This window comes from Curtobacterium sp. MCLR17_036 (assembly GCF_003234445.2).
Taxonomy (GTDB): Bacteria; Actinomycetota; Actinomycetes; order Actinomycetales; family Microbacteriaceae; genus Curtobacterium.
In genome coordinates this window covers 569,764-590,761 of the sequence record NZ_CP126269.1, presented here as the reverse complement: position 1 = coordinate 590,761, position 20,998 = coordinate 569,764, and the positions used below count along the sequence as shown (strand labels likewise).

At 72.9% G+C, this 20,998-nt stretch carries 19 protein-coding genes; 11 read left to right on the top strand and 8 right to left on the bottom strand.

Annotated elements, in window-relative coordinates; genetic code table 11:
* Positions 1–78: 78 nt before the first annotated feature.
* Positions 79–933, bottom strand: a complete 855-nt coding sequence (locus DEI99_RS02780) for a polyphosphate kinase 2 family protein (protein ID WP_111042817.1) — start codon at positions 931–933, stop codon at positions 79–81.
* A gap of 142 nt (positions 934–1,075) precedes the next feature.
* Here DEI99_RS02780 and DEI99_RS02775 point away from each other — a divergent pair, with 142 nt between their 5' ends.
* Entirely contained in the window at positions 1,076–2,104 is a 1,029-nt protein-coding gene (locus DEI99_RS02775) for an alpha/beta hydrolase (protein WP_146247186.1), read from the top strand.
* Positions 2,105–2,216: 112 nt separating this feature from the next.
* Positions 2,217–2,546 (top strand): hypothetical protein, encoded by a 330-nt coding sequence (locus DEI99_RS02770; RefSeq protein WP_111042815.1) that lies wholly within the window; start codon positions 2,217–2,219, stop codon positions 2,544–2,546.
* A gap of 396 nt (positions 2,547–2,942) precedes the next feature.
* On the opposite strand, the gene DEI99_RS02765 is transcribed toward DEI99_RS02770, so the two are convergent.
* The 3 genes from DEI99_RS02765 to yczR form a co-directional block, all read right to left on the bottom strand.
* Positions 2,943–6,335 carry an efflux RND transporter permease subunit gene (locus tag DEI99_RS02765; RefSeq protein ID WP_111042814.1) on the bottom strand — a complete coding sequence of 1,131 codons (3,393 nt, stop codon included), beginning with the start codon at positions 6,333–6,335 and terminating at the stop codon, positions 2,943–2,945.
* 38 nt (positions 6,336–6,373) lie between these two features.
* Positions 6,374–7,051 (bottom strand): DUF6518 family protein, encoded by a 678-nt coding sequence (locus DEI99_RS02760; RefSeq protein WP_111042813.1) that lies wholly within the window; start codon positions 7,049–7,051, stop codon positions 6,374–6,376.
* An 87-nt stretch (positions 7,052–7,138) separates the two neighbouring features.
* On the bottom strand, positions 7,139–8,590 hold the full coding sequence (yczR, locus tag DEI99_RS02755; protein ID WP_258369600.1) for a MocR-like transcription factor YczR: 1,452 nt from the start codon (positions 8,588–8,590) through the stop codon (positions 7,139–7,141).
* A gap of 61 nt (positions 8,591–8,651) precedes the next feature.
* On the opposite strand from yczR, the gene yczE reads away from it, so the two are divergent.
* The 3 genes from yczE (at position 8,652) to DEI99_RS02740 (ending at position 10,855) form a co-directional block, all read left to right on the top strand.
* Complete coding sequence (gene yczE, locus DEI99_RS02750; RefSeq protein WP_258369599.1) at positions 8,652–9,320, top strand: membrane protein YczE; 669 nt, start codon at positions 8,652–8,654, stop codon at positions 9,318–9,320.
* An 84-nt stretch (positions 9,321–9,404) separates the two neighbouring features.
* Positions 9,405–10,274, top strand: coding sequence for a DUF4097 family beta strand repeat-containing protein (locus DEI99_RS02745; protein WP_181434520.1), 870 nt, complete (start codon positions 9,405–9,407; stop codon positions 10,272–10,274).
* Positions 10,271–10,855: a PadR family transcriptional regulator gene (locus DEI99_RS02740; protein ID WP_071256691.1), complete on the top strand. Its 585-nt coding sequence runs from the start codon at positions 10,271–10,273 to the stop codon at positions 10,853–10,855. Before DEI99_RS02745 ends, DEI99_RS02740 begins: the two co-directional genes overlap by 4 nt.
* Positions 10,856–10,990: 135 nt before the next feature.
* Here DEI99_RS02740 and DEI99_RS02735 read toward each other — a convergent pair whose 3' ends face one another.
* Positions 10,991–11,413 carry a MerR family transcriptional regulator gene (locus DEI99_RS02735; RefSeq protein WP_220037178.1) on the bottom strand — a complete coding sequence of 141 codons (423 nt, stop codon included), beginning with the start codon at positions 11,411–11,413 and terminating at the stop codon, positions 10,991–10,993.
* 130 nt (positions 11,414–11,543) lie between these two features.
* Between DEI99_RS02735 and DEI99_RS02730 the strand changes: the two genes are divergently transcribed.
* The 4 genes from DEI99_RS02730 (at position 11,544) to DEI99_RS02715 (ending at position 15,408) form a co-directional block, all read left to right on the top strand.
* On the top strand, positions 11,544–13,739 hold the full coding sequence (locus tag DEI99_RS02730; protein WP_111042810.1) for an APC family permease: 2,196 nt from the start codon (positions 11,544–11,546) through the stop codon (positions 13,737–13,739).
* A gap of 11 nt (positions 13,740–13,750) precedes the next feature.
* On the top strand, positions 13,751–14,506 hold the full coding sequence (locus tag DEI99_RS02725; RefSeq protein ID WP_111042809.1) for a hypothetical protein: 756 nt from the start codon (positions 13,751–13,753) through the stop codon (positions 14,504–14,506).
* Between the two features lie 86 nt (positions 14,507–14,592).
* Positions 14,593–14,829 (top strand): DUF3072 domain-containing protein, encoded by a 237-nt coding sequence (locus DEI99_RS02720; RefSeq protein ID WP_071256703.1) that lies wholly within the window; start codon positions 14,593–14,595, stop codon positions 14,827–14,829.
* Positions 14,830–14,967: 138 nt separating this feature from the next.
* Entirely contained in the window at positions 14,968–15,408 is a 441-nt protein-coding gene (locus tag DEI99_RS02715; protein WP_111042808.1) for a DoxX family protein, read from the top strand.
* A 422-nt stretch (positions 15,409–15,830) separates the two neighbouring features.
* On the opposite strand, the gene DEI99_RS02710 is transcribed toward DEI99_RS02715, so the two are convergent.
* Positions 15,831–16,958: an NAD(P)-binding domain-containing protein gene (locus tag DEI99_RS02710; protein ID WP_111042807.1), complete on the bottom strand. Its 1,128-nt coding sequence runs from the start codon at positions 16,956–16,958 to the stop codon at positions 15,831–15,833.
* Positions 16,959–17,117: 159 nt separating this feature from the next.
* Here DEI99_RS02710 and DEI99_RS02705 point away from each other — a divergent pair, with 159 nt between their 5' ends.
* Positions 17,118–17,333 (top strand): DUF3073 domain-containing protein, encoded by a 216-nt coding sequence (locus DEI99_RS02705; RefSeq protein WP_071256724.1) that lies wholly within the window; start codon positions 17,118–17,120, stop codon positions 17,331–17,333.
* Between the two features lie 484 nt (positions 17,334–17,817).
* On the opposite strand, the gene purM is transcribed toward DEI99_RS02705, so the two are convergent.
* Positions 17,818–18,933, bottom strand: a complete 1,116-nt coding sequence (gene purM / locus DEI99_RS02700; RefSeq protein ID WP_111042749.1) for a phosphoribosylformylglycinamidine cyclo-ligase — start codon at positions 18,931–18,933, stop codon at positions 17,818–17,820.
* A gap of 74 nt (positions 18,934–19,007) precedes the next feature.
* On the opposite strand from purM, the gene purF reads away from it, so the two are divergent.
* Positions 19,008–20,465, top strand: a complete 1,458-nt coding sequence (gene purF / locus DEI99_RS02695) for an amidophosphoribosyltransferase (RefSeq protein ID WP_111042750.1) — start codon at positions 19,008–19,010, stop codon at positions 20,463–20,465.
* Positions 20,466–20,549: 84 nt separating this feature from the next.
* Here purF and DEI99_RS02690 read toward each other — a convergent pair whose 3' ends face one another.
* The gene (locus DEI99_RS02690; protein WP_146247180.1) at positions 20,550–20,945 is read right to left on the bottom strand and encodes a hypothetical protein; all 396 of its coding nucleotides are present in this window, start codon (positions 20,943–20,945) and stop codon (positions 20,550–20,552) included.
* Positions 20,946–20,998: the final 53 nt, after the last annotated feature.

The window sequence follows — 20,998 nt, the reverse complement described above, 5'->3', positions numbered from 1 at the left end:
AGCCCCGCGGGGACCGGCGGCCGTCCGCGGGGGGCGATCCGGGCCTCCTGTCCGGCCTTCGACGACGCGCTCACGCTCTCAGGACTCGGCGAGCCGCTGCCGCTGCTCGGCGACGTCGAAGTCGGCCGCGGGCCACGACAGGTGCATGTCCTCGAGCGCGCGGAGCAGCAGCTGCTGCACGGCGAGCCGGGCGTACCACTTGCGGTTCGCCGGCACGACGTACCAGGGCGCCTGCGGCGTCGAGGTCCGGTCGAACACGATCTGGTAGGCCTCCTGGTACTCGTCCCAGCGCAGCCGCTCGTCGATGTCGGCGGGGTTGAACTTCCAGTGCTTGTCCGGACGGTCGAGCCGGTCGCCGAGCCGTTCGCGCTGTTCGTCCTTCGAGATGTGCAGCATGACCTTGACGACCGTCGTGCCCTGCTCGACGAGGCGCTGCTCGAAGTCGACGATCGCGCCGTAGCGACGTTCGATCTCGTCCGGCTCGGCGAACGACCGAACGCGCTGGATGAGGACGTCCTCGTAGTGGGACCGGTCGAACACGCCGAGCTGCCCCGCCTGCGGCAGCTGCCGCTCGATGCGCCACAGGAAGTCGTGCTCGCGTTCCTCGGCGGTCGGGGCCTTGAAGCCGGCGTAGTGCACACCGTTCGGGTCGACCGCACCGACGACGTGCGAGACGATGCCGCCCTTGCCCGCGGTGTCCATCGCCTGCAGGACGAGCAGGACGCGACGCTCGTCGCCGCCGGTGGAGGCCGCGTACAGGCGCTCCTGCAGGGCGGCGAGCCGCGAGGAGCCGGCGGCGAGCGCCTCGAGCCCGTCGATCTTGCGTCCGTGGAAGCCCGGCGTCGCGTCGGGGTCGACCTGGTCGAGGCGGAACCCGGGCTCGACCCGCAACAGCGGCTCGGGGTCGGCGTTCCACGACTTGCGACTGCTCATGGGTCCTCCTGCGGTCCGGCGTCGCCCCTCATCCTGCACCACCGTGGTGACGAGCAGTGGCCCCGCTCGTCCGCCTGTGGACAACTGTCCTTCCTCCGCTCGGGTGACGTCCGGCGCGCTGCCTGCGGCTACCGTTGATCCGGTGAACCCCGGCCGCCGCTCAGTGCTCGCACTCGTCGCAGCGGTCGTGGCGCTCGGGGTGGCGACCGGGTGCAGCACGGACCCGCTCGGCGACGGGAACACCACGGTCACCGCGGACAGCGTCATCTACCCGCTGTCGTTGCAGTACCACGGCATCGACGTGGTCGCCGACGTCCCCTACGGAGCCGACCCGCTCCAGCGCATGGACGTGTGCCTGCCCGCCGACAGCGAGCCGGAGACGTCGGCGACCCCGACCGCGACGCCCACGGCCGGTGCCTCCGCGGCACCGGACGACGCCGCAGCGGCAGCGGCCGCCGGCCCGGGCACCGGGCGTCCGGCCGTGATGATGATCCACGGCGGCAGCTGGTCGCACGGCGACAAGGCGACCGCGGCGTACCGGTCGGTCTGCCAGTACCTGGCGTCCGAGGGATTCGTCACCTTCAACGTGGACTACCGGCTCGCGCCGACCGACCCGTTCCCGGCCGGCCTCGACGACGTCCGTCGCGCGCTCGACTACGTCTTCCGACCAGCGACGCTCGAGACCTACGACGTCGACCCGCAACGCGTCGGCCTGTTCGGCGGCAGCGCCGGCGGCAACCTCGCCGCGATGCTCGCCGTCACCGACCACGAGTCGAGCGCCTTCGCCGAGGGCGACCGGGTCCGCGCCGTGGTCGACCTGAGCGGGCCGACCAACCTGACGCGGCGCTCCACGGAGCCGGACGGGGTCTCCGCCTCGTTCCAACGGAAGCAGCTGCTGTACCTGGGTTGCCGGAGCTACGTGGCGTGCCCGGCAGCGGTGCGGGCGTCGCCCGAGTACCACGTGACGTCGGACACAGCACCGTTCTTCATCGGGCACTCGACCGACGAGTTCATCCCGCTGTGGGAGTCGCAGGAGTTCGCGGCGACGCTCCGCGAGCACGACGTGCCGGTGACCTTCGTCGCGGTCGAGGGCTCGGCGCACTCGATCGCGCAGTTGGACGAGGCCATGAGCCGACGCGTGGTGACGTTCCTGCGGGCCGAGCTGGGCTGACGGCGCCGGCTCCGGGCCGGCCCCTCCCGGCTGCTCCTGCACGGCCGCCCCGTCTGGGTGGCACCCGGACTCGGGACTGCCCTCGCGGCGCGGGCGGGGTCAGACTCCGGGTGTGACCGACACCTCGACGAGCCCTGCCCGCGCCGATGCCGCCCGCTGGGAGCACTCTGCGCTGCGGACGGTCGTCGAGCTGTCCCTCGGACTGACCTTCACCGCTGCGGTGGCGTTCGGTGGCTACGCGGCCGCGTCCGGCGGGCAGCTCCGTGTGGTGTCGCAGGTCGCCGGCGTGCTGTTCCTGATCACGCTGACCTGTGTGGTGGTCTCCTGGTTCCGCGCGGTCGAGCGCGACGAGCGGGCCGACCGCGCGGGCAGGACGCCTGCCGGCGTTCCCGCGGTCCCGACCGACGTCATCGCGCTCGTGGACGCCGAGTACCGACGCTAGCCGACACGGCGGCAGCTGGCCCGGCGCCAGCCGGCCTGAACTCCGGCCGACGCGGCACCCAGGTCGCACGACCCGCCGCACGTCCGCCGCCGAGGTCGCACGACCTGTCGCCTGCGGCCCCGCCGAACGGCAGTCCGTGCGACCTCGACGTCACGCATCCCGGCCGACCCAGCACCGGCCGGCCCGGCTTCGACCGCCCGCACCGAGGTCGCACGACCCGCCGCACGACCGCCGCCGAGGTCGCACGACCTGTCGCCTGCGGCCCCGCCGAACGGCAGTTCGTGCGACCTCGACGTCGAGCCCGCCCGCCGAACGGCAGTCCGTGCGACCTCGACGTCGAGCCCGCCCGCCGGCCGGCAGTCCGCGCGACCCCGGCGGCGGGCACCCGGGCCGGCGCTACGCCGCCGCCTTCGCCCGGGCGCGCTCCTGCCGGCGCAGGGCACGGTCCTCCTTGCGGGTCCGACCGGCGGCGATCCGGTCCGCCCGGCGTTCCGCACGCCGCTCCACGACGAAGTACAGCGCCGGCAGCACCACGAGGGTCAGCAGGGTCGACGAGACCAGGCCGCCGATCACCACGAGGGCGAGCGGCTGCGAGATGAAGCCGGACTTGCCCGTCAGCCCGATCGCCATCGGCACGAGCGCGAAGATCGTCGCGAGCGCCGTCATGAGGATGGGGCGGAGACGGCGGGTGGCACCCTCGACCAGGGCCTCGGCGACGCGCAGGCCCCTGCGGCGGTACTGGTTCACGAGGTCGATGAGCACGATGGCGTTCGTCACGACGATGCCGACGAGCATGAGCAGCCCGATGAGCGATGCCACCCCGAGCGGGATGCCCGTGATGATCTGCAGCAGCAGCGCACCGGTCGCCGCGAACGGCACCGACACGAGCAGCAGCAGCGGCTGGAGCAGGCTCCGGAAGGTCGCCACCATGATCACGTAGACGATCAGGATCGCGACGAGCGCGGCGAGCAGCAGCTGGCTGAACGCGGACGACTGGCTGGACGCGACGCCGCCGATCGACGCCGACGCGCCCCGCGGCAGGTCGAGGCGGTCGACCGCTGCGGTGACGTTCTGCACGGCCGCACCGAGGTTCGTCGAGTCCGGCGTGACCGTGATCGTGGCGGTGCGGGCCGCGTTCGACGTCGTGATCGTGGTCGGCCCCTCGGACCGTTCGACGGTCGCCAGGTCGGACAGCGGCACGTCGCCCGAGGAGGTCGGGATCGACAGTCCCCGGAGCGCCTTCGCCGTGGTGGGCGGCTCGGGGGCGGCGATGTAGACGTCGAGGGTGGCGTCCTCGATCTCGACGCTGCCGGTGTCGCGCGGGGAGATCGCCGCGGCGACGATCCCGCCGACCTGGGTCTCGGTCAGCCCCTTCTCGGCGGCCTTCTCGCGGTCCACCTTGACGGCCAGGAACGGCTCGGCGGCGGACAGGTTGCTCGTCGCACCGGTGGTGCCGTCGACGCCGCGCATCTCGCGCAGGACCTGCTGCGCCGCGGTGCGGAGCTCGGACTGGGTCGGCGCGGTGACGTCGACCTCGATGTCGCTCGAGCCGCCGAAGCCGCCGCCCGCCGACGACAGCGAGACCTCGCCGACGTCGTCGATGGCCTCGATGCGGTCGCGTGCCGTGGACTGCACGGTGGTCTGGTCGGCACCCGCGTCGGTGGTGACGTTGTACTGCACGGACGCCGACGCTCCCCCGCCGAAGGCCGCCTGGATCGACTGGCCGCTCGACCCGATGGTGGTCTGCACGGTCTCGACGCCGGAGACGTCCTGCAGCACCCGCTCGACCTTGCGGGCGGCGTCGGACTGCACGGCCAGGCTGGTGCCCGGCGTGAGGTCCTGCGTGACCGTGAACGTGTTCTGGCCGGAGTCGCCGAGGTAGTTCGTCTTCACGAACGGCACCGCGGCAGCCGTGCCGCCGAGCACGAGGACGGCCAGGACGAGGACGACCGCCGGCCGCCGCATGACCCAGCGGAGCACGGGCTGGTAGCCGCGCTGCAGCCGGTCGGGCCGTCCGGCGTCGTGCAGGTCCGCGGCGGACCCGAGCTCGCCGGTCGACGCGGACCCGGTGGCGGACGCAGCCGCCGTCGCGGCGTCGTCGCCGTCGCCCTCCGCCACCGCGTGCCGGTGCGCCTTCGGCGCGCGGAGGAACCAGTACGCGAGCACCGGGACGATGGTGAGCGACACGAGGAGCGACGCCACGAGCGCCATCGTGACGGTGAGCGCGAACGGACGGAACAGCTCGCCGACGAGCTCGGCGACGAACGCCACCGGCAGGAACACGGCGACCGTGGTCAGGGTCGAGGCGGTGACCGCACCGGCGACCTCGCGGACGGCCTCGCGGACGGCCTGCGCCCGGTCGACCCCGGGTTGCAGGTGTCGCTTGATGTTCTCGATGACGACGATCGAGTCGTCGACGACGCGGCCGATCGCGATGGTGAGGGCCGCGAGCGTGATGATGTTGAGGGTGTAGCCGGCGGCGCGCATGCCGATGGCCGCCAGCAGCACCGACGTCGGGATCGAGATGGCCGTGACCAGGGTCGACCGGACCGACAGCAGGAACACCAGGATCACGAGGACGGCGAAGCCGAGGCCGAGCATGCCTTCTTCGGCGAGCGAGTCGATGGACTGCTGGATGTAGGGCGCCTGGTCGAAGACGACGGTGAAGCGCGGGTCGCCCGCGACCTTGGCGGTGATGCCGAGCAGTGCCTGCTTCACGGTCTCGGAGACGTCGACGGTGTTCGCGTCCTGCGTCTTCGTGATGGCGATGGTCAGGGCGGTCTCGCCGTCGACGCGGCTGATCGAGGTGCGCGGCGACTCCTCGATCGCGACCTTCGCGACGTCGCCGAGCGACGTCGGCGTCGTGGTCGTCGCGTCCGACGTGCCGCTCGCGGTGGTCCCGGTGCCGGTGCCCGGACTGGAGGCACTGCCCGCGCCCGTCACGCCGCTGCCGTCCGCCGTGCCGGTCGCGCCAGGGGCGCCGGTCGCGCCCGACGTACCCGTCGCGTCGGCCGCGCCGCTCCCGGCGCCGGTGGAGTCGGAGGACGACGAGGACGACGACGTCAGGGGCAGTGCCTCGATGTCGGCGACCGAGGCGATCCGCTCGCCCGTCTGCACGGACAGGGTCGAGCCGTCCTGCGTGATGGTGCCGCCGGGGATGAGCGTGCCGTTGTCGTCGAGCGCGTCGGAGATCGACTGCGTGGTGAGGCCGCGTGCGGCGAGCTCGTCCTCGTCCGGGGTGATGACGACGCGACGGCCCGGGTTGCCGAAGACGTCGGCCTGGCGCACCCCGTCGAGCTTCTCGAGGTCGGGGACGGCGGTCGCGTTGAGGCGGTCGACGAGCTGCTCCTGGTCGCCCTTGCCGGTGACGGCGAGCTGGAGCACGGGCAGGTCGTCGAACGAGCCCGTGACGATCTGCGTCTGCACGGAGTCGGGCAGCGACAGCGCGTTCACCGCGGTCTGGATCTTGTCCTCGGCGCTGGCCAGGTTCGAGCCGTAGTCGAACGAGGCCGACACGACGCTCTGCCCGGTCGACGAGGTCGCGGTCGTCGACTCGAGGTCCGGGACGACCTGGATCGCCTGCTCGATCTTGGTCGCGACGTCGTTCGAGACGACCTCCGGCGTCGCCCCGGGGTAGGCGCTGACGATCGCCACCTGGGGGAACTCGACGCTCGGGATGAGCTCCTGCTTGAGGCTCGTCAGCGAGATCCCACCGAACACGGCGACGACGATGGTGACGAGCGCGATGAGAGCCCGGTTGCGGAGGCTGAAGACCGAGAGGAGGTGCACGGTCCGATCCTCGCAGGCGGCGCTGACAGCCGTGCGCTTCAGCCGCTGATCAGCAGGTACGCACCGAGGACCCCGAGCGTCCCGAGCACCCCGGTGCCCAGCGCGACGACCCGGCCGACCGGCGTGCGGGCGGTGCCGACCCCGAGCAGGAGCAGCGCGGTGCCGACGACGACCTCGACGACCCACGTGGTGTGTCCGGTCGTGGCGGCGACCTGGAGCAGTGCCCGGATGCCCTCGCCGACGAGCACGGCGGCACTGACGCCGAGCGCCCCGGCCCGCCAGCGCTCGTCGCGGGACCGCACGGACACGGCGACGGCCCCCGCGAGCAGCCCGGCCGGCACCCCGAGCAGGACCCACGGGTTCGTGATCGACAGGGAGTCAGGGTACCCGCGCAGGTTCGAGGTGGCCCAGTAGCCGACGTGCATGAGCTCGAGCAGCACCACCCCGAGCACCATGGCGAGGGGCAGTGCGGACCGACCGGCCCGGACACCGGCGGCCAGGCAGAGCGCCGCGGCGACGGCGAACCACGGTCCGGCCGAGTTCGACGCCGACGACAACGCCGGCACGGCCTGCCCGAACGACGTGCCCACCCCGGCCAACAGTGCGCCGCTCAGCGCCATCGTGACCCGGGCGGCCGCGGGCACCGCCGGGCACCCGGACGGCACGGGGTCGCCGGAGGTCGTCGGTCGGGTGCCGGAGGTCAGGGTCGCGTCCACGTCACCAGGATCGCCGCCCGGCGCCCGCCGCACATCATCCGCCGGGTCGAGTCCGTCCCCCGCGGGTCAACCGTCCGGATGACACGCTCAGACCACGGCGGCCAGCGATCCCCGCGTGCCGGTCGCCTCGCCGCCGACGCGCGCCCACGCCCGTCCGAGGACGTCGACGAGACGCCCCCGGTCCGACGGTCCCATCGTGAACGGCACCCGCAGGAAGCGTTCGAACCCGCCGTCCGGACCGAAGACCCCGCCCGAGGCGAGCACGACGCCCTCGGCCCGCGCGGCGAGCACGAGCGCGCTGGAGACCGGACGGCCGAGCCCCACCCACGTCGTCAACCCGCCCGCCGGTGACGGGACGTCCCACTCCGGCAGCCGCGTCCGGAGCGCGGCCACGACCTCGTCGCGACCGTCACGCAGGGTCGCACGCCGCGCCTCCAGGACGGCCGCCGTCCGCGGCACCAGCTCGCGCGCGACCAGCTGGTCGAGCACGGGGGTGCCGAGGTCGCCCGTCGGGCGGGCGCGGAGCAGCCGCTGCAGCAGTGCGGGCGCCGCACGGACCCAGCCGATCCGCAGGCCGCCCCAGAAGACCTTGGCCGCCGAGCCGATCATCACGACCGACGTGCCGTCGGGGTCCGCGGCGGCGAGCGGGGCGGACGCCTCGCCGTCGACCCGCAGCTCGCCCATGGTCTCGTCGGCGACGACGACGGTGCCGACCGACGCCGCGACGGACAGCAGCAGGCGGCGGGTCTCCGCCGACATGGTCGCGCCGGTGGGGTTGTGCAGCTCCGGCATGACGTAGGCGACGGCCGGGGCGGCGCGACGCAGCGTCGTCTCGAGCGCGGCCGCGTCCCACCCGGTCCGTGCGTCCACGGGGACGCCGACCAGACGTCCGCCGACCTCGCGGAAGGCCTCGTGCGCGTGTGGGTAGGTCGGCGACTCGACGAGCACGGCGTCGCCGCGGCGGACGAGCACGCGGGCGAGCAGCGCGATCGCGTGCTGCGCGCCGATGGTGACGACGATCTGCGACGGGTCCGTCGGCAGCCCCCGTTCCGTGTAGCGCGCGGCGACGGCGGCGCGGAGGCCCGGGTCGCCGACGGTGTCGTAGCCGATCCCGGCGAGCGCCGCGGGGACGTGGCGCACCGCGCGGTCGATCGCCTCGGCGACCCCCGGTGCCGCGTGCAGGGCCGCCTTGCGCAGGTCGAGGAGTCCGCCGTCGACCACCCCGCCGAGCCGTTCGGGGTCCGGTCGCCCGGCGAGCTCCCGGGGCAGGCGGACCACGCTGCCGGAGCCCCGGACCGAGGTGAGGAACCCGTCGGACCGCAGTCGGGCGTAGGCGTTCGCGACCGTCGTGCGGGACACCCCGAGGGCGACCGCGAGCCCGCGTTCGGCGGGCAGCCGGGCTCCGAGCGGGACCCGGCCGTCGATCAGGAGCACGCGGAGCGCGTCGGACAGTGCCTCGTACGCCGGGGCGTCGGTGGCGACCCGCCAGTCGGTGAGCAGGAGGGCGGCGGATCGGGCGCTCAGCAGGACGGGGGTCACGGGTCCACCGTAGCCTGATTGGCTCTCGACCAGCAGTCCAATCCATCGCCACGATGGAGCCATGTTCCTGACCCTCCGGTTCGTGCAGCTCGCCGTCGGCCTGTTCCTCTACGGCGCCGCGACCGCGCTCCAGGTCCGGGCCGTCGTGGGCGTCAGCTCGTGGACGGTCCTGACGCAGGGGCTCGAGCACGTGGTGCCCTGGTCGTTCGGCGTCATCACGATCGTGTCGAGCGGGGTGGTCCTGCTGTTCTGGATCCCGCTGCGGCAGAAGCCGGGGATCGGCACGCTGCTCAACGCGCTCGCCATCGGCCCGAGCGCCGACCTCGTGCTCTGGGCCGTACCGGAGCCGGAGGGACTCCTCCCCCGCATCGCGCTGTTCACCGCGGGCCTCGTGCTGCTCGCGGTCGCCACCGCCTTCTACATCGGTGCCGGCTTCGGCACCGGGGCCCGCGACGGGCTGATGGTCGGCCTGCACGAACGGCTCGGCTGGCCGATCTGGTTCGCCCGGACCCTGGTCGAGGTCACGGTCGTCGTCGTGGGGTGGGTACTCGGCGGCGACGTCGGGGTGGGGACCGTCGTCGCCGCGTTCGCGATCGGCCCGATGGTGCAGCCGATCATGCCGCTGTTCCGTCGGTTCCCCTGGAGCCCCGAGCGGCAGGCCCGCACAGCGGCCGCGCCCGGGGTGTCCGGGGCGCCCGCCGCGCCGCACGCTCCTGCTCCCGGCCCGTGACCGCGCCGGCACCCGAGCGGTTCCCAGGAACGCGACATAACGTGTCCTCCACGACGCGATACATCGCGAGTTCGAGGAGACAACATGGCACAGGAGAAGTGGCTCGTCGAGGAGCCCAAGGTCATCGACACCGGCATCGTCCGACGCCTGCGCGTCGGGCTCGTCGCCGGTCAGGTGGACGTCGTCGCGCACGACGAGCCCACGGCACGGGTCGAGGTGCACCGCGTGTCCGGCAAGGCCCTGAAGATCGAGGTCGACGGCGACACGCTGACGGTCGACCACCCCCAGATCCGGTGGGACGACCCGGTCGGCTTCGTCCGGTCCTTCAGCGGCAAGCCCACCGCGGACGTCAGCATCCTGGTCCCGCGCGACGTCGCGGTGACGCTCGGGGTCGTGTCCGCCGGCGCGCTGCTGTCCGGGACGAACCGCGGCGCGAACCTCAACTCGGCGACCGGTGACCTCGTGGTCGACGGCGTCGCGGGTGACGTCGCCGTCAACGCGGTGTCCGGCACCACCACGGTCCGCGAGCTCGACGGCGCACTGACGGTCCGCACCGTCTCCGGTGACGTCGTCGCGACCGGCCCGATCTCCCGCTTCTCGGCGGACGGCGTCTCCGCCGACGTCGTGCTCGACCTGCACGGCGTGCCCGAGTCCGCCCGGGTGAACACCGTGTCCGGCCGCGTGAGCGTCCGCCTCGAGGACGGCGTCGCGTACCAGGCCACCGTGAGCACGGCCACCGGCAGGCTGCAGTTCGACGACGCCGAGATCCGCGGTGTGCGCGGCACCCACGTCGAGCAGGGCGGGGAACTCTCCGGCCGCTGGCTCGAGCTGCGCGTGAAGTCCGTGTCCGGTGACATCGCGGTGGTGCACGCACCGCCGGTCCCCGCTCCGGCCGGTCTGCCCTCCGACGGCGCCGCCGACCAGGCGCAGGACCCGACGGCGGTGCACGAATGAGCCCCGTCTTCGCGCACGGCCACCTGCGCCTCTACCTGCTCGTCCTGCTCGCCGACCACCCGATGCACGGGTACGAGCTCATCCAGGCCCTCGGAGACCGCTTCGGCGGCACCTACGTGCCGAGCGCCGGCACGGTCTACCCGCGGCTGGCCAAGCTCGAGGAGGACGGCCTCGTCACGAAGACCGCCGACGGCCGCAAGACGGTCTACGCGATCACCGACGCCGGCCGCGCCGAGCTCGACGCCCGCGCCGACGAGGTCACCGCGGTGCAGTCCGGCGTCGCCGACTCGGTGAAGTCCTTGGCGGACGGCGTCCGCGCCTCGGTCGGCGAGGCGATGCGGTCGCTGCGTGCGGACCTGGCGGCCTCGGCCGAGACCCCGGACCCGGCGACCCCGGCCGCCGAGCCGGAGTCGGTCCCGTCGGACGGCGCCCGTGCCCTGCGTGAACTCGAGATGGCGCTGTCGTCGTTCCGGCAGCAGGTCCGCGCCGACCTGCGACGCCGCGCGACCCGCGGCACGCTCGGTCCGGACACAGTGACGCGCCTGCGCGACGGCCTGGAGGCCCTGCGCAAGTCCCTCTGAGACCGCCAGCCGACGCGGCGGACAGGAGCCGAGCCTCCCGTCCGCCGCGTCGGAGCCATGTTCCGCGACCTGCCGGACGCGACCGACAGCGGCACCAGCGCACAGCGCGCACGCGCGCCGCACCGGTGCACCCGGCTACCGCAGCGGCGCGAACCCGTCGAACACGCCTGCGGGCTCGAGCGCGTCGCCGCGCTCGAGCCGGGCGACGGTCGTGCGCACGGCGGCGAGCTGTCGCGCGAGCCGGTCCCGCTCCCGTTCGAGCCACGCGACGTGCGTGGCGAGCACGGCGGCGTCGTCGTCCGGGGCCTCGTCCAGCAGCGCCCGGATCGCGGGCAGACCGAGTCCCCGCTCGCGCAGCAGCAGGATGCGCTGCAGCCGCACGAGCGCGCGGTCGTCGTAGCGCCGGACGCCGCCGTCGCCGATCGCGGTCGGCGGCAGCAGACCGACGGCCTCGTAGTGCCGCAGGGTGCGGCTCGACACCCCGGCGGAACGCGCCACCGTGGCGATGCCGTGCGGCGCTTTCGCAGCAACGCCCTCCATGTCTGACGGATCGCTCATGCAGGACACGCTAGAGGTTGCCCCAGCGTCAACGTCGGACCCGACCGTGCACCGTCCGCGGAACCGCTGCGCCGATCCGGGAATACGTGCCCTGCGGCCCGTGTTGACTCGCGCCCGGAACTGAGTAGGTTTGCCGCTCGTGACGAACGAGATCCGGTCGTTGAAAGCGCGACTGATCGGGGATCCCCTCCCCTCCGAGAAGCTCGAAGGACAGCTCCTCCCGAAGCACCTGGCCCTGCCGATCTTCGCGAGCGACCCGCTGTCCTCGGTGGCGTACGCGCCGCAGGAACTGCTCATGATCCTGCTGCTCGGCGGCATGGCGTTCCTGACGTTCGCCCCGTGGGTCGCCGCGCTCGTCGTGCTGCTGCTCGTGGTGGTCGTCGCGTCGTACCGGCAGCTCATCAAGGCGTACCCGTCCGGCGGCGGCGACTACGAGGTCGCCCACCGGAACCTCGGCGAGAAGGCCGGGCTCGTGGTGGCGAGCGCGCTGCTCGTCGACTACGTCATGACCGTCGCGGTGTCGGTGGCCTCGGGCGTCGACAACATCATCTCGGCGCTGCCGGTGCTCAACGGCGTCCGCGTCGAGCTCGCCCTGGTGTTCGTCGTGCTCCTCGCCGCCACCAACCTGCGCGGGGTCCGCGAGTCGAGCAAGGCCTTCGCCGTCCCGACCTACCTGTTCGTGGCGAGCGTGTTCGTCATGGTCGTCACCGGGCTCGTCCGCGTCGCCGCAGGGCACGCGCCGGTCGCCGAGTCGGCCGGGTACACCGTCGACAACGTCGAGCACACCACGCAGGCGGCGTTCGTCCTGCTGCTCCTGCGCGCCTTCGCCTCGGGCTGCTCGGCGCTGACCGGCGTCGAGGCCATCGCGAACGGCGTGCAGGCGTTCCGCCGTCCGAAGATCCGGAACGCACAGGCCACCCTGGTCGCCATGGGCGGCATCGCGATCGTCCTGTTCGTCGGGCTCATCACCCTGGCGCTCGTGTCGCAGGTGCACTACGCCGAGCGCGCCTGCGACCTGCAGGGCTTCGCGGACTGCGCCACCACGCCGCAGCGCTCGCTCATCGCGCAGATCGCGGCGGCGACGTTCGGCAACGACTCGGTCCTGTTCTTCGTCATCCAGGCGACGACCGCGGCGGTCCTGCTCCTCGCGGCGAACACCGCCTTCAACGGGTTCCCGCTGCTCGGCTCGATCCTGGCGCGCGACTCCTACGCCCCGAAGGCCCTGTCCACCCGCGGCGACCGGCTCATCTACTCGAACGGCGTCATCGTGCTGGCGCTCGTCGCCGCGGCGCTGCTCGTGGTGTACCGGGCGAACGTCACGAGCCTCATCCAGCTCTACATCATCGGCGTCTTCGTGTCGTTCACCCTCGGCCAGACGGGCATGGTCGTGCACTGGACACGGCTGCTGCGGGCCGACCGGGCGGGCACCGCCGCGGAACCCATGCACCGCGGCCAGGTCGTGCGCTCCCGGCTCATCAACACCGTCGGCGCGAGCTTCACGTTCGTCGTGCTCGTCATCGTCACGATCACGAAGTTCACGCACGGCGCCTGGCTCGTCTTCCTCATCATGCCGGTGCTCTACGTGCTGATGCTCGGCTTGAACCGCTACTACCGCGACGTCTCGCACGAGATCGAGGCGGACGTCGAGACGCGGTTCGGTGCCACCGGCGATCACGCTATCGTGCTGGTGAACAAGCTGCAGAAGCCGGTGCTCAAGGCGCTCGACTACGCCGTCGCCGCCGAGCACGCGAGCATCGAGGCGCTCCACGTCGCGATCGACGACGCGGACGCGCAGCGGCTGCGGGCGCAGTGGGCGGAGTTCGGCCTCGAGGTCCCGCTCACCATCGTGCCGAGCCCCTACCGCGACATCTCGATGCCGCTCATCAAGTACATCAAGGCGCACCGCCTCGAGCACGGCTCCGAGGTCGTGACGGTCTACACGCCCGTCTTCATCGTCGGGCACTGGTGGGAGGGGCTGCTCCACAACCACCGGGGCCGCCGCATCCGCAAGAAGCTGCTGCTCGTGCACGGCGTGACGGTCGCCCTGGTGCCGTGGCTGCTCGACTCCTCGGAGCTGCTGTACGGCCGCCGGTCCCGTCCGCTGCCCGGGCAGGAACGCCGCGGCGAGCCCGTCCGGCCGCCGCTCCGCAGGACGTCGACCGACGCACCGCAGGACCGCCTGCTCCGCTCGGCCCAGCGGAACAGCCTGCAGCCGCGCCGGGCGACGCGTCCGGCCGGCCCCGCCGAGGGCGCGGACCCCGCGCTGTCCACCGGCGAGATCCGGGCCCTCGTCCCCGCACACCCGCGCCGTGGCGACGAGTCGTAGCATCTGACGTCATGACGATCACCGACCTGCGCACCTTCGCCACGTTCGACGGCCACGGCGGCAAGGTCTCGAAGCGTGTCGAGGTGCTCGACCACGAACCGCCGGCGGGCAGCCCGCACGAGGGCCTCGTCGCGGTGCGGGGCGAGCACCCGCTCGGCGCGCTGGACGAACGTGCCGCCGACGACTCGGCAGCGCTCACGCGGGGCGTCCCGAGCGTCGGCTGGGTGGACCCCGCGACGCTCCGCGACTGGTACCGCCCGGACCGCGTGGTCGTCTCCCGGCCAGAGGCACGGCAGTCCGGCATCACGCCCGGCCTGTACGCCGACTCACGGGGCCGCGGCCGCGTCCGCATCGACGGACTGGAGGCACGGCTCGCCCCCGACGGTCGGCCCGCCTTCCGCGCACTGGCCGGTCCCGACGACGCACCCGTCGTGGACGTGCCGCTGCCGACCGACCAGGCGGTCCGCCTGGTCGCGGTGTCCGAGGTGGACGAGGGACTCGAGGTCGTCACCGCCCCGGTGTCCCCGTTCCTGCAGCCCGGCGAGTACGCGGCGTACGACGACGACGTGCCCGGCCTGCCGCCGCGTCCCGCCAGCGGCCGGGTCGCGGTCTCCGCCACCGTGCTGCTCGACGGTGCCCTGCACCCCGTGGAGCGCATCGACGAGCGCGCCGCCACGATCTGGATCCACCGGCAGGGCAGCGTCGTCCCGATCGCGACGAGCGCCGTCGGCCCCGACCTGGTGCGCTACACCGCCGTCCCGGTCTGAGAGCCCGCGATCGACCCGCTCACCGGGGGACGCGGGGGACGTGGGGGCTGCGTGCGGCGTCGGAGGTGCGGCGTAGCGTCCGGGGCATGAGTGACGCAGAAGAGACCATCGGCGGGGCCCGCCCGGACCCGTCCACCACCGCGAGCAAGGACCCGGAGCAGTGGGTCACCGGCGACGAGCCCATGACGGGCCCGCAGCGCAGCTACCTCGACACCCTGGCACGCGAGGCCGGCGAGGAACTCCCCGCCGACCTCACCAAGGCCGAGGCGTCGGAGAACATCGACCGCCTGCAGCAGGAGACGGGCCGCGGCACCGACTCCTGATCGACCCCTCCTCTGGTGGACCGGTCCACGTGCCGGTCCGCCGTTCGGCGGACCGTTGCCTGGGGGTGTTCTGGTGAAGTCCGGGCAGACCCCCGGACGAGGGGCATCGATGACGCGTCACCCGTTACCGTCGTCCGCATGCGAACGACATCGACCTCCATCGGCCTGACCGCGCTCCGCATCGTCCTCGGCGTGGTGTTCATCGCCCACGGCGCCCAGAAGTTCGCCCAGGGCATCCCGAACGTGGCCCAGGGCTTCGCCGGCATGGGTGTCCCCCTCGCCGACCTGGCTGCACCGCTCGTGGCCGGGCTCGAGCTCGTGGGCGGGGCGCTCCTGGTGCTCGGCGTCGCGACCCGGGTCGTCGGCGTCCTGCTCGCGGTCGACATGGTCGTCGCCGGGCTGCTCGCCCACGCGTCCTCGGGGTTCTGGTCGCAGGACGGCGGGTTCGAGTACGTGCTCGTGCTGGCCGTCGCCTCGCTCGCCGTGGCGCTGACCGGACCGGGCCGGTTCTCGCTCGACGCCGTGGTCCTGCGGGCCTCCCGCCGACGCCGTGGCGTCGAGGAGCCCGTGCCCGCCTGAGCCCGTCGGGGCGGGGCGGGGCCGCGTGACTGCGCGCGACGGTCCCTCGTGGCGCTGCCGGACGCCGTCGCGGCCGGCTGGTCGCCGGCACCGTCGCGGTTGGCCGGTCGCCGACGCGGTCGCGGTTGGCCGGTCGCCGACGCCGTCGCGGCTGGCCGGTCGCCGACGCCGTCGCGGCTGGCCGGTCGCCGACGCCGTCGCGGCTGGCCGGTCGCCGACGCCGTCGCGGCTGGGCGGTCGCCGGCGCCGTTACGGCTGGGCGGTCGCCGGCGACCGCCCAGCCGTAACGGCGCCGTTACGGCTGGGCGGTCGCCGGCGCCGTTACGGCTGGGCGGTCGCCGTCCCGGGCCCGGCCTCGTCACTGCTGGCTGCTGGCTGCTGGCTGCTGGCTGCTGGCTGCTGGCTGCTGACTGCTGGCTGCTTCAGGCTCGCGGCAGGGCGGCCAGCGCGTCCACGACCTGCCGGGCGATGACCCGACCCGCTCGGTTCGCCCCGATCGTCGACGCCTGCGGCCCGTACCCCGCCATGAACAGACGCGGCTCGTCCACCGACCGCCCCTGCTCGACGACGACACCGCCCGCCGCGGTCCGCAGCCGCAGCGGCGCGAGGTGGCGCAGGTCCGCGCGGAACCCGGTCGCCCAGATCACGGCGTCCGCGTGCACGTGCTCGCCGTCGGCAGTCACCACGCCGGTCTCGTCCATCCGGGTGAACACCCGTTCGTCGCGGAGCACCCCGCGGTCGATGCCGGCCCGGATGCGCCGTGACACCGGGACGCCGGTGCCGCTGACGATGCTCGGCAGGACCTCGCCGGCGCGGGCCGCGCGGTCCTGCTCGTCGACCGCGGCGACCGCGGACTCGAGGTCGAGCGCGGCCGACTCCGCCCAGACCACGGGGCGCCGCGTGAACCACCGGGTCGACCGCGCCACGCCGTCGAGTTCGAGCAGGAACCCGATCGCGCTCGTCCCGCCGCCCACCACGAGGACGTCCTGCCGCGCGAACTCGCCCGCGGAGCGGTACTCGGTCGTGTCGAGCTGTCGGCCGCGGAAGGCGTCGCGCCCCGGGTACCAGGGCACGAACGGGGTTCCCCACGTGCCCGAGGCGTTCACCACGACGTCGGCGGCGATGCGGGTGACCGAGCCGTCCGCGCTGCGGGTCGTCACGCAGAGGCCGTCGTCAGCGCCCGTGCGCTCGACGGACGTCACGGCGACCGGACGCCGGACCCGCAGGTCGTAGTGCTGCTCGAACCGCCGGTAGTACTCGGCCACGACGTCCCGCGCCGGGCGGGACCGATCCGCATCGTCGAACTGCAGTCCCATCGCCCGCATGCCCGGCAGGTCGTGCACGCGGTGCGCGGCGCCGAGGCGGAGGGCCTCCCACCGGAACTGCCACGCACCGCCCGTGCTCGGCGCGCGGTCGGTGATGACCAGGTCGTCGCCCGGCACGAGGCCGAGGCGGCGCAGGTGGTATCCCACCGAGAGACCCGCCTGCCCCGCACCGATCACGACCACGCGGGCACGCTGGTCGACCGGGCTGTCGCGAGGTTCGGTCATCACTTCGATTCTCCTGTGCACGCCTGCAGTCACGGCGACGTCCAGATCGAGGTACATGGTAGAGTCATCGGCAGATTTCAAACCACGAACCGTCTGGTTCCCCGAGTGATCCTCCGTCATTCGCCAGGACCGGACCAGAGCCGAACGAGGGGGTCACGCATGGGGCGCGGCCGTCAGAAGGCGAAGCACACCAAGGTCGCCCGTGAGCTGAAGTACTTCAGCCCGCAGACGAACTACGGTGCACTCGAGCAGGAGCTCTCCGCCGGACAACACTCCGATGACGAACTCGTCGACCGCTGGGCGGACCAGTACGGTTCCGACCAGGACGACGTCGACGAGTACGACGCAGAGCAGGACCAGAACAAGTCCGCCTGACGTCGACTGCCGTCACGCCGCGCACCCTCGGGGAGCGCGGCGTTTCTGCGTGCCCGTGCCGTGCCGTCGCCACGCGCTGAGATCGCACTCAGGCCCGCATCTGCGAACGAGTTCCCGGACGAAGTGCGACCTCACCGCCCGGTGTCGACCTGGGACGCCCCGCCTCGCGCCCACGCGACGCACGACGTCCGCTGAGGTCGCACTCCGGACCGCATCCGCCGACAGGTTCCGGTACGAAGTGCGACCTCACCGGCGCCCCGACCCGGCCCCGGCCGCGGCACCGGCCCCGGCCGCGGCACCGGCCCCGGCCCCGGCCCCGGCCCCGCGGGGTCGCACGACGTGCCGCCGGCCGACCGCCGGGGTCGCACGACCTGCCGGGTCGAACGCGCTCGAGCGGCACGTTGTGCGACCTCGGCCGACCGCGGCCGACAGACGGCCAGGCGGCTTCCAGCCAGACGGGCCAGACGACCCCGCCCGACGCGCCTCAGACCGCGTAGCTCCCGACCAGCCGCACGGCGCCGCCGTCGACGCCCTTGGCGCCCTGCTCGAAGCCGTCCAGGTCGCGCGCGCTCGTGGCGATGGTGCCGACCGGCCACGTGGGCAGCCCGGCGGCGCCGAGTGTGGCGATGACGTCGGTGGCCGCGGCGGCCGAGACGACGGCGAACATGCCGATGCCGAGGTTCCAGGTGCCCTCGGTGTCCTCGATGGGCGTCCCGGCCATGTCGGCGAGCACGCGGAAGACCGGGAGCGGCTGCCAGGCGGACCGGTCGACCTCGACCCACGAGCCGACGGGCAGGACACGCGCCAGGTTCGCCGCGATGCCGCCGCCGGTGACGTGCGACAGCGAGTGGACGGCGCCGGGGTGCGACGACAGCAGGTCGAGCAGGGGGGACGTGTACAGGCGGGTGGGCTCGAGCAGGGCCTCGCCCACCGAGACCTGACCGCCGAACTCCGGACCGGAGAACTCGGGCAGCTGGTCGGTGAAGCCGATGCCGCGCGACGCCAGGATGTGGCGCACGAGCGAGTAGCCGTTCGAGTGCAGCCCCGAGGACTGGATCGCCAGGACGACGTCGCCGTCCTCGACCCGGTCCGCGCCCAACACGGCGGAGGCCTCGACGACACCCGTCGCCGCACCGGCCACGTCGTAGTCGTCCGGACCGAGCAGGCCCGGGTGCTCCGCGGTCTCGCCGCCGACCAGGGCGGTCCCCGTCGCCGAGCAGCCGCGGGCGATGCCGGCGACGATGTCCGCGATGCGGTTCGGCACGACGCGCCCGCAGGCGATGTAGTCGGTCATGAACAGCGGCTTCGCACCGACCACGACGATGTCGTCGACGACCATGCCGACGAGGTCCTGGCCGATGGTGTCGTGCTTGTCGATGGCCTGCGCGATGGCCACCTTCGTGCCGACGCCGTCGGTCGACGTGGCGAGCAGCGGCTTGTCGTAGGCGTGCAGGAAGGAGACGTCGTAGAGCCCGGCGAAGCCGCCGACGCCGCCGAGCACCGAGGTGGTGTGGGTGGCCGCGACCGCGGACTTCATGAGTTCGACGGCCAGGTCACCGGCGGCGGTGTCCACTCCGGCTTCGGCGTACGGGTTGGGCATGCTGAGTCCTTCGCGGTGACATGGCAGACTTGTGCGGTACCCCCCGATTCTACTGATCTGGAGCACACCCGCGAATGTGCGGCATCGTCGGCCTCGTTGCACAGGGCCCCGCCAACCAATCCATCTACGACGCACTGCTCCTCCTGCAGCACCGCGGGCAGGACTCGACGGGCATCGCCACGGTCGAGGGTCACGTGCACCACATGCACAAGACCCGCGGGCACGTGCGCGAGGCGTTCCGGACCCGCGACATGCGTGCCCTCCTCGGCACCATGGGCCTCGGACACGTCCGCTACGCCACCAAGGGCGCCGCGACGAACGAGGAAGAGGCCCAGCCGTTCTACGTGAACGCGCCGTACGGCATCGTCCTCGTCCACAACGGCAACCTCACCAACACGCGGGAACTCACGCGTGAACTGTTCGACATCGACCGTCGACACCTCAACACCACGTCGGACACCGAGCTCCTGGTGAACGTGCTGGCGCACGAGCTGCAGGGGCAGGTGCGCGGCGCGAACCTCGACCCGGGTCAGGTGTTCGACGCCGTCGAGCGCGTGCACGAGCGCGTCGAGGGCTCGTACGCGACGATCGCGACGATCGCCGGGCACGGGCTGCTCGCCTTCCGCGACCCGTTCGGCATCCGCCCGCTCATCCTCGGGCACAAGTTCGACGAGGCCGGGCAGCCGGAGTGGGTCGTCGCGAGCGAGTCGCTCGTGCTCGAGTCCGGCGGCTACGAGATCGTCCGCGACATCGCTCCGGGCGAGGCCGTGTTCATCGAGATGAACGGCCAGATGCACGCACGGCAGTGCGCGAAGAACCCGCGCCTGGTGCCCTGCTCGTTCGAGTACGTCTACCTGGCTCGTCCCGACTCGGTGATGAACGGCATCTCGGTCTACGACGCGCGTCTGCGCCTCGGCAACCGCCTCGCCGACACCATCGAGCAGTACGCGCCGACCGGTGACATCGACGTCGTCATGCCGATCCCGGACTCGAGCCGGCCGGCCGCGATGCAGGTGGCGCAGAAGCTCGGCATCGAGTACCGCGAGGGCTTCTACAAGAACCGCTACGTCGGCCGCACGTTCATCATGCCGGGGCAGGCGGAGCGCAAGCGGTCCGTGCGCCAGAAGCTCAACGCGATGTCGTCCGAGTTCAAGGGCAAGAACATCCTGATCGTCGACGACTCGATCGTCCGCGGCACCACCAGCCGCGAGATCGTCGAGATGGCGCGGGCCGCCGGCGCGAACGAGGTCACGTTCACGAGCGCCGCTCCCCCGGTCCGGTACCCGCACGTCTACGGCATCAACATGCCGACGCGGGCCGAGCTCATCGCGCACGACCGCAAGATCCCCGAGATCAACCGGGTGCTCGGCAGCGACCACCTGATCTACCAGGAGATCGGCGACATGCGGGACGCCATCATCGAGGGCTCCGAGGTGACCGACCTCGAGATGAGCTGCTTCACGGGCGAGTACGTGACCGGCACGGTGTCGCCGGAGTACCTGTCCTGGGTCGAGGCGAACCAGCTCAGCTAGGTCGCGTCCCGGACGCGACCAGCAGACGGACAGGAGGCCCGTGGCGACACCGCCACGGGCCTCCTGTCCGTCGTGTGGTCGCGGCTACGGCCGCTGGTCGCCGTGCTCGTCGAGCTCGCCGTCGACCGTCTCGGGCGGGAGTTCGACCTCGACGCGCTCCGCCGTCAGGCGGGCTGCCCGCCGGGCGTAGACCCGGTCGAGCACGACCGCGACCACCGCGCCGACGAAGGCGCCGATGGTGACGCCCCACAGGCTGAAGTAGCCGACCAGGCTGCCGAAGCTCGACTGCTCCTGCTGGCCGCCGAGGTCCATGGTGAGCGACACGACGACGAGCGTCGCGATGAACCCGAGGACCGCGCCGCCGACGATGAAGACGCCGAACTTCGGCGCGCGGCGGATCGTGACCTCGTCCGAGGAGGCGACGGCGTTCGGCGCCGGGGCCACGGGCGGCTGGTCGTCGGGACGATCGGGGGTGCTCACGATCCCATTGTCCCCCACTGTGGGACGTGTTCGGGCCGGTGTCCACGGGGCGA

Coding starts and splice junctions, on each gene's coding strand:
- DEI99_RS02780 (WP_111042817.1), bottom strand. CDS start 933: ATGAGCAGTCGCAAGTCGTGGAACGCCGACCCCGAGCCGCTGTTGCGG.
- yczE (WP_258369599.1), top strand. CDS start 8,652: ATGTTCCTGACCCTCCGGTTCGTGCAGCTCGCCGTCGGCCTGTTCCTC.
- DEI99_RS02745 (WP_181434520.1), top strand. CDS start 9,405: ATGGCACAGGAGAAGTGGCTCGTCGAGGAGCCCAAGGTCATCGACACC.
- DEI99_RS02740 (WP_071256691.1), top strand. CDS start 10,271: ATGAGCCCCGTCTTCGCGCACGGCCACCTGCGCCTCTACCTGCTCGTC.
- DEI99_RS02735 (WP_220037178.1), bottom strand. CDS start 11,413: ATGAGCGATCCGTCAGACATGGAGGGCGTTGCTGCGAAAGCGCCGCAC.
- DEI99_RS02725 (WP_111042809.1), top strand. CDS start 13,751: ATGACGATCACCGACCTGCGCACCTTCGCCACGTTCGACGGCCACGGC.
- DEI99_RS02720 (WP_071256703.1), top strand. CDS start 14,593: ATGAGTGACGCAGAAGAGACCATCGGCGGGGCCCGCCCGGACCCGTCC.
- DEI99_RS02715 (WP_111042808.1), top strand. CDS start 14,968: ATGCGAACGACATCGACCTCCATCGGCCTGACCGCGCTCCGCATCGTC.
- DEI99_RS02710 (WP_111042807.1), bottom strand. CDS start 16,958: ATGACCGAACCTCGCGACAGCCCGGTCGACCAGCGTGCCCGCGTGGTC.
- DEI99_RS02705 (WP_071256724.1), top strand. CDS start 17,118: ATGGGGCGCGGCCGTCAGAAGGCGAAGCACACCAAGGTCGCCCGTGAG.
- purM (WP_111042749.1), bottom strand. CDS start 18,933: ATGCCCAACCCGTACGCCGAAGCCGGAGTGGACACCGCCGCCGGTGAC.
- purF (WP_111042750.1), top strand. CDS start 19,008: ATGTGCGGCATCGTCGGCCTCGTTGCACAGGGCCCCGCCAACCAATCC.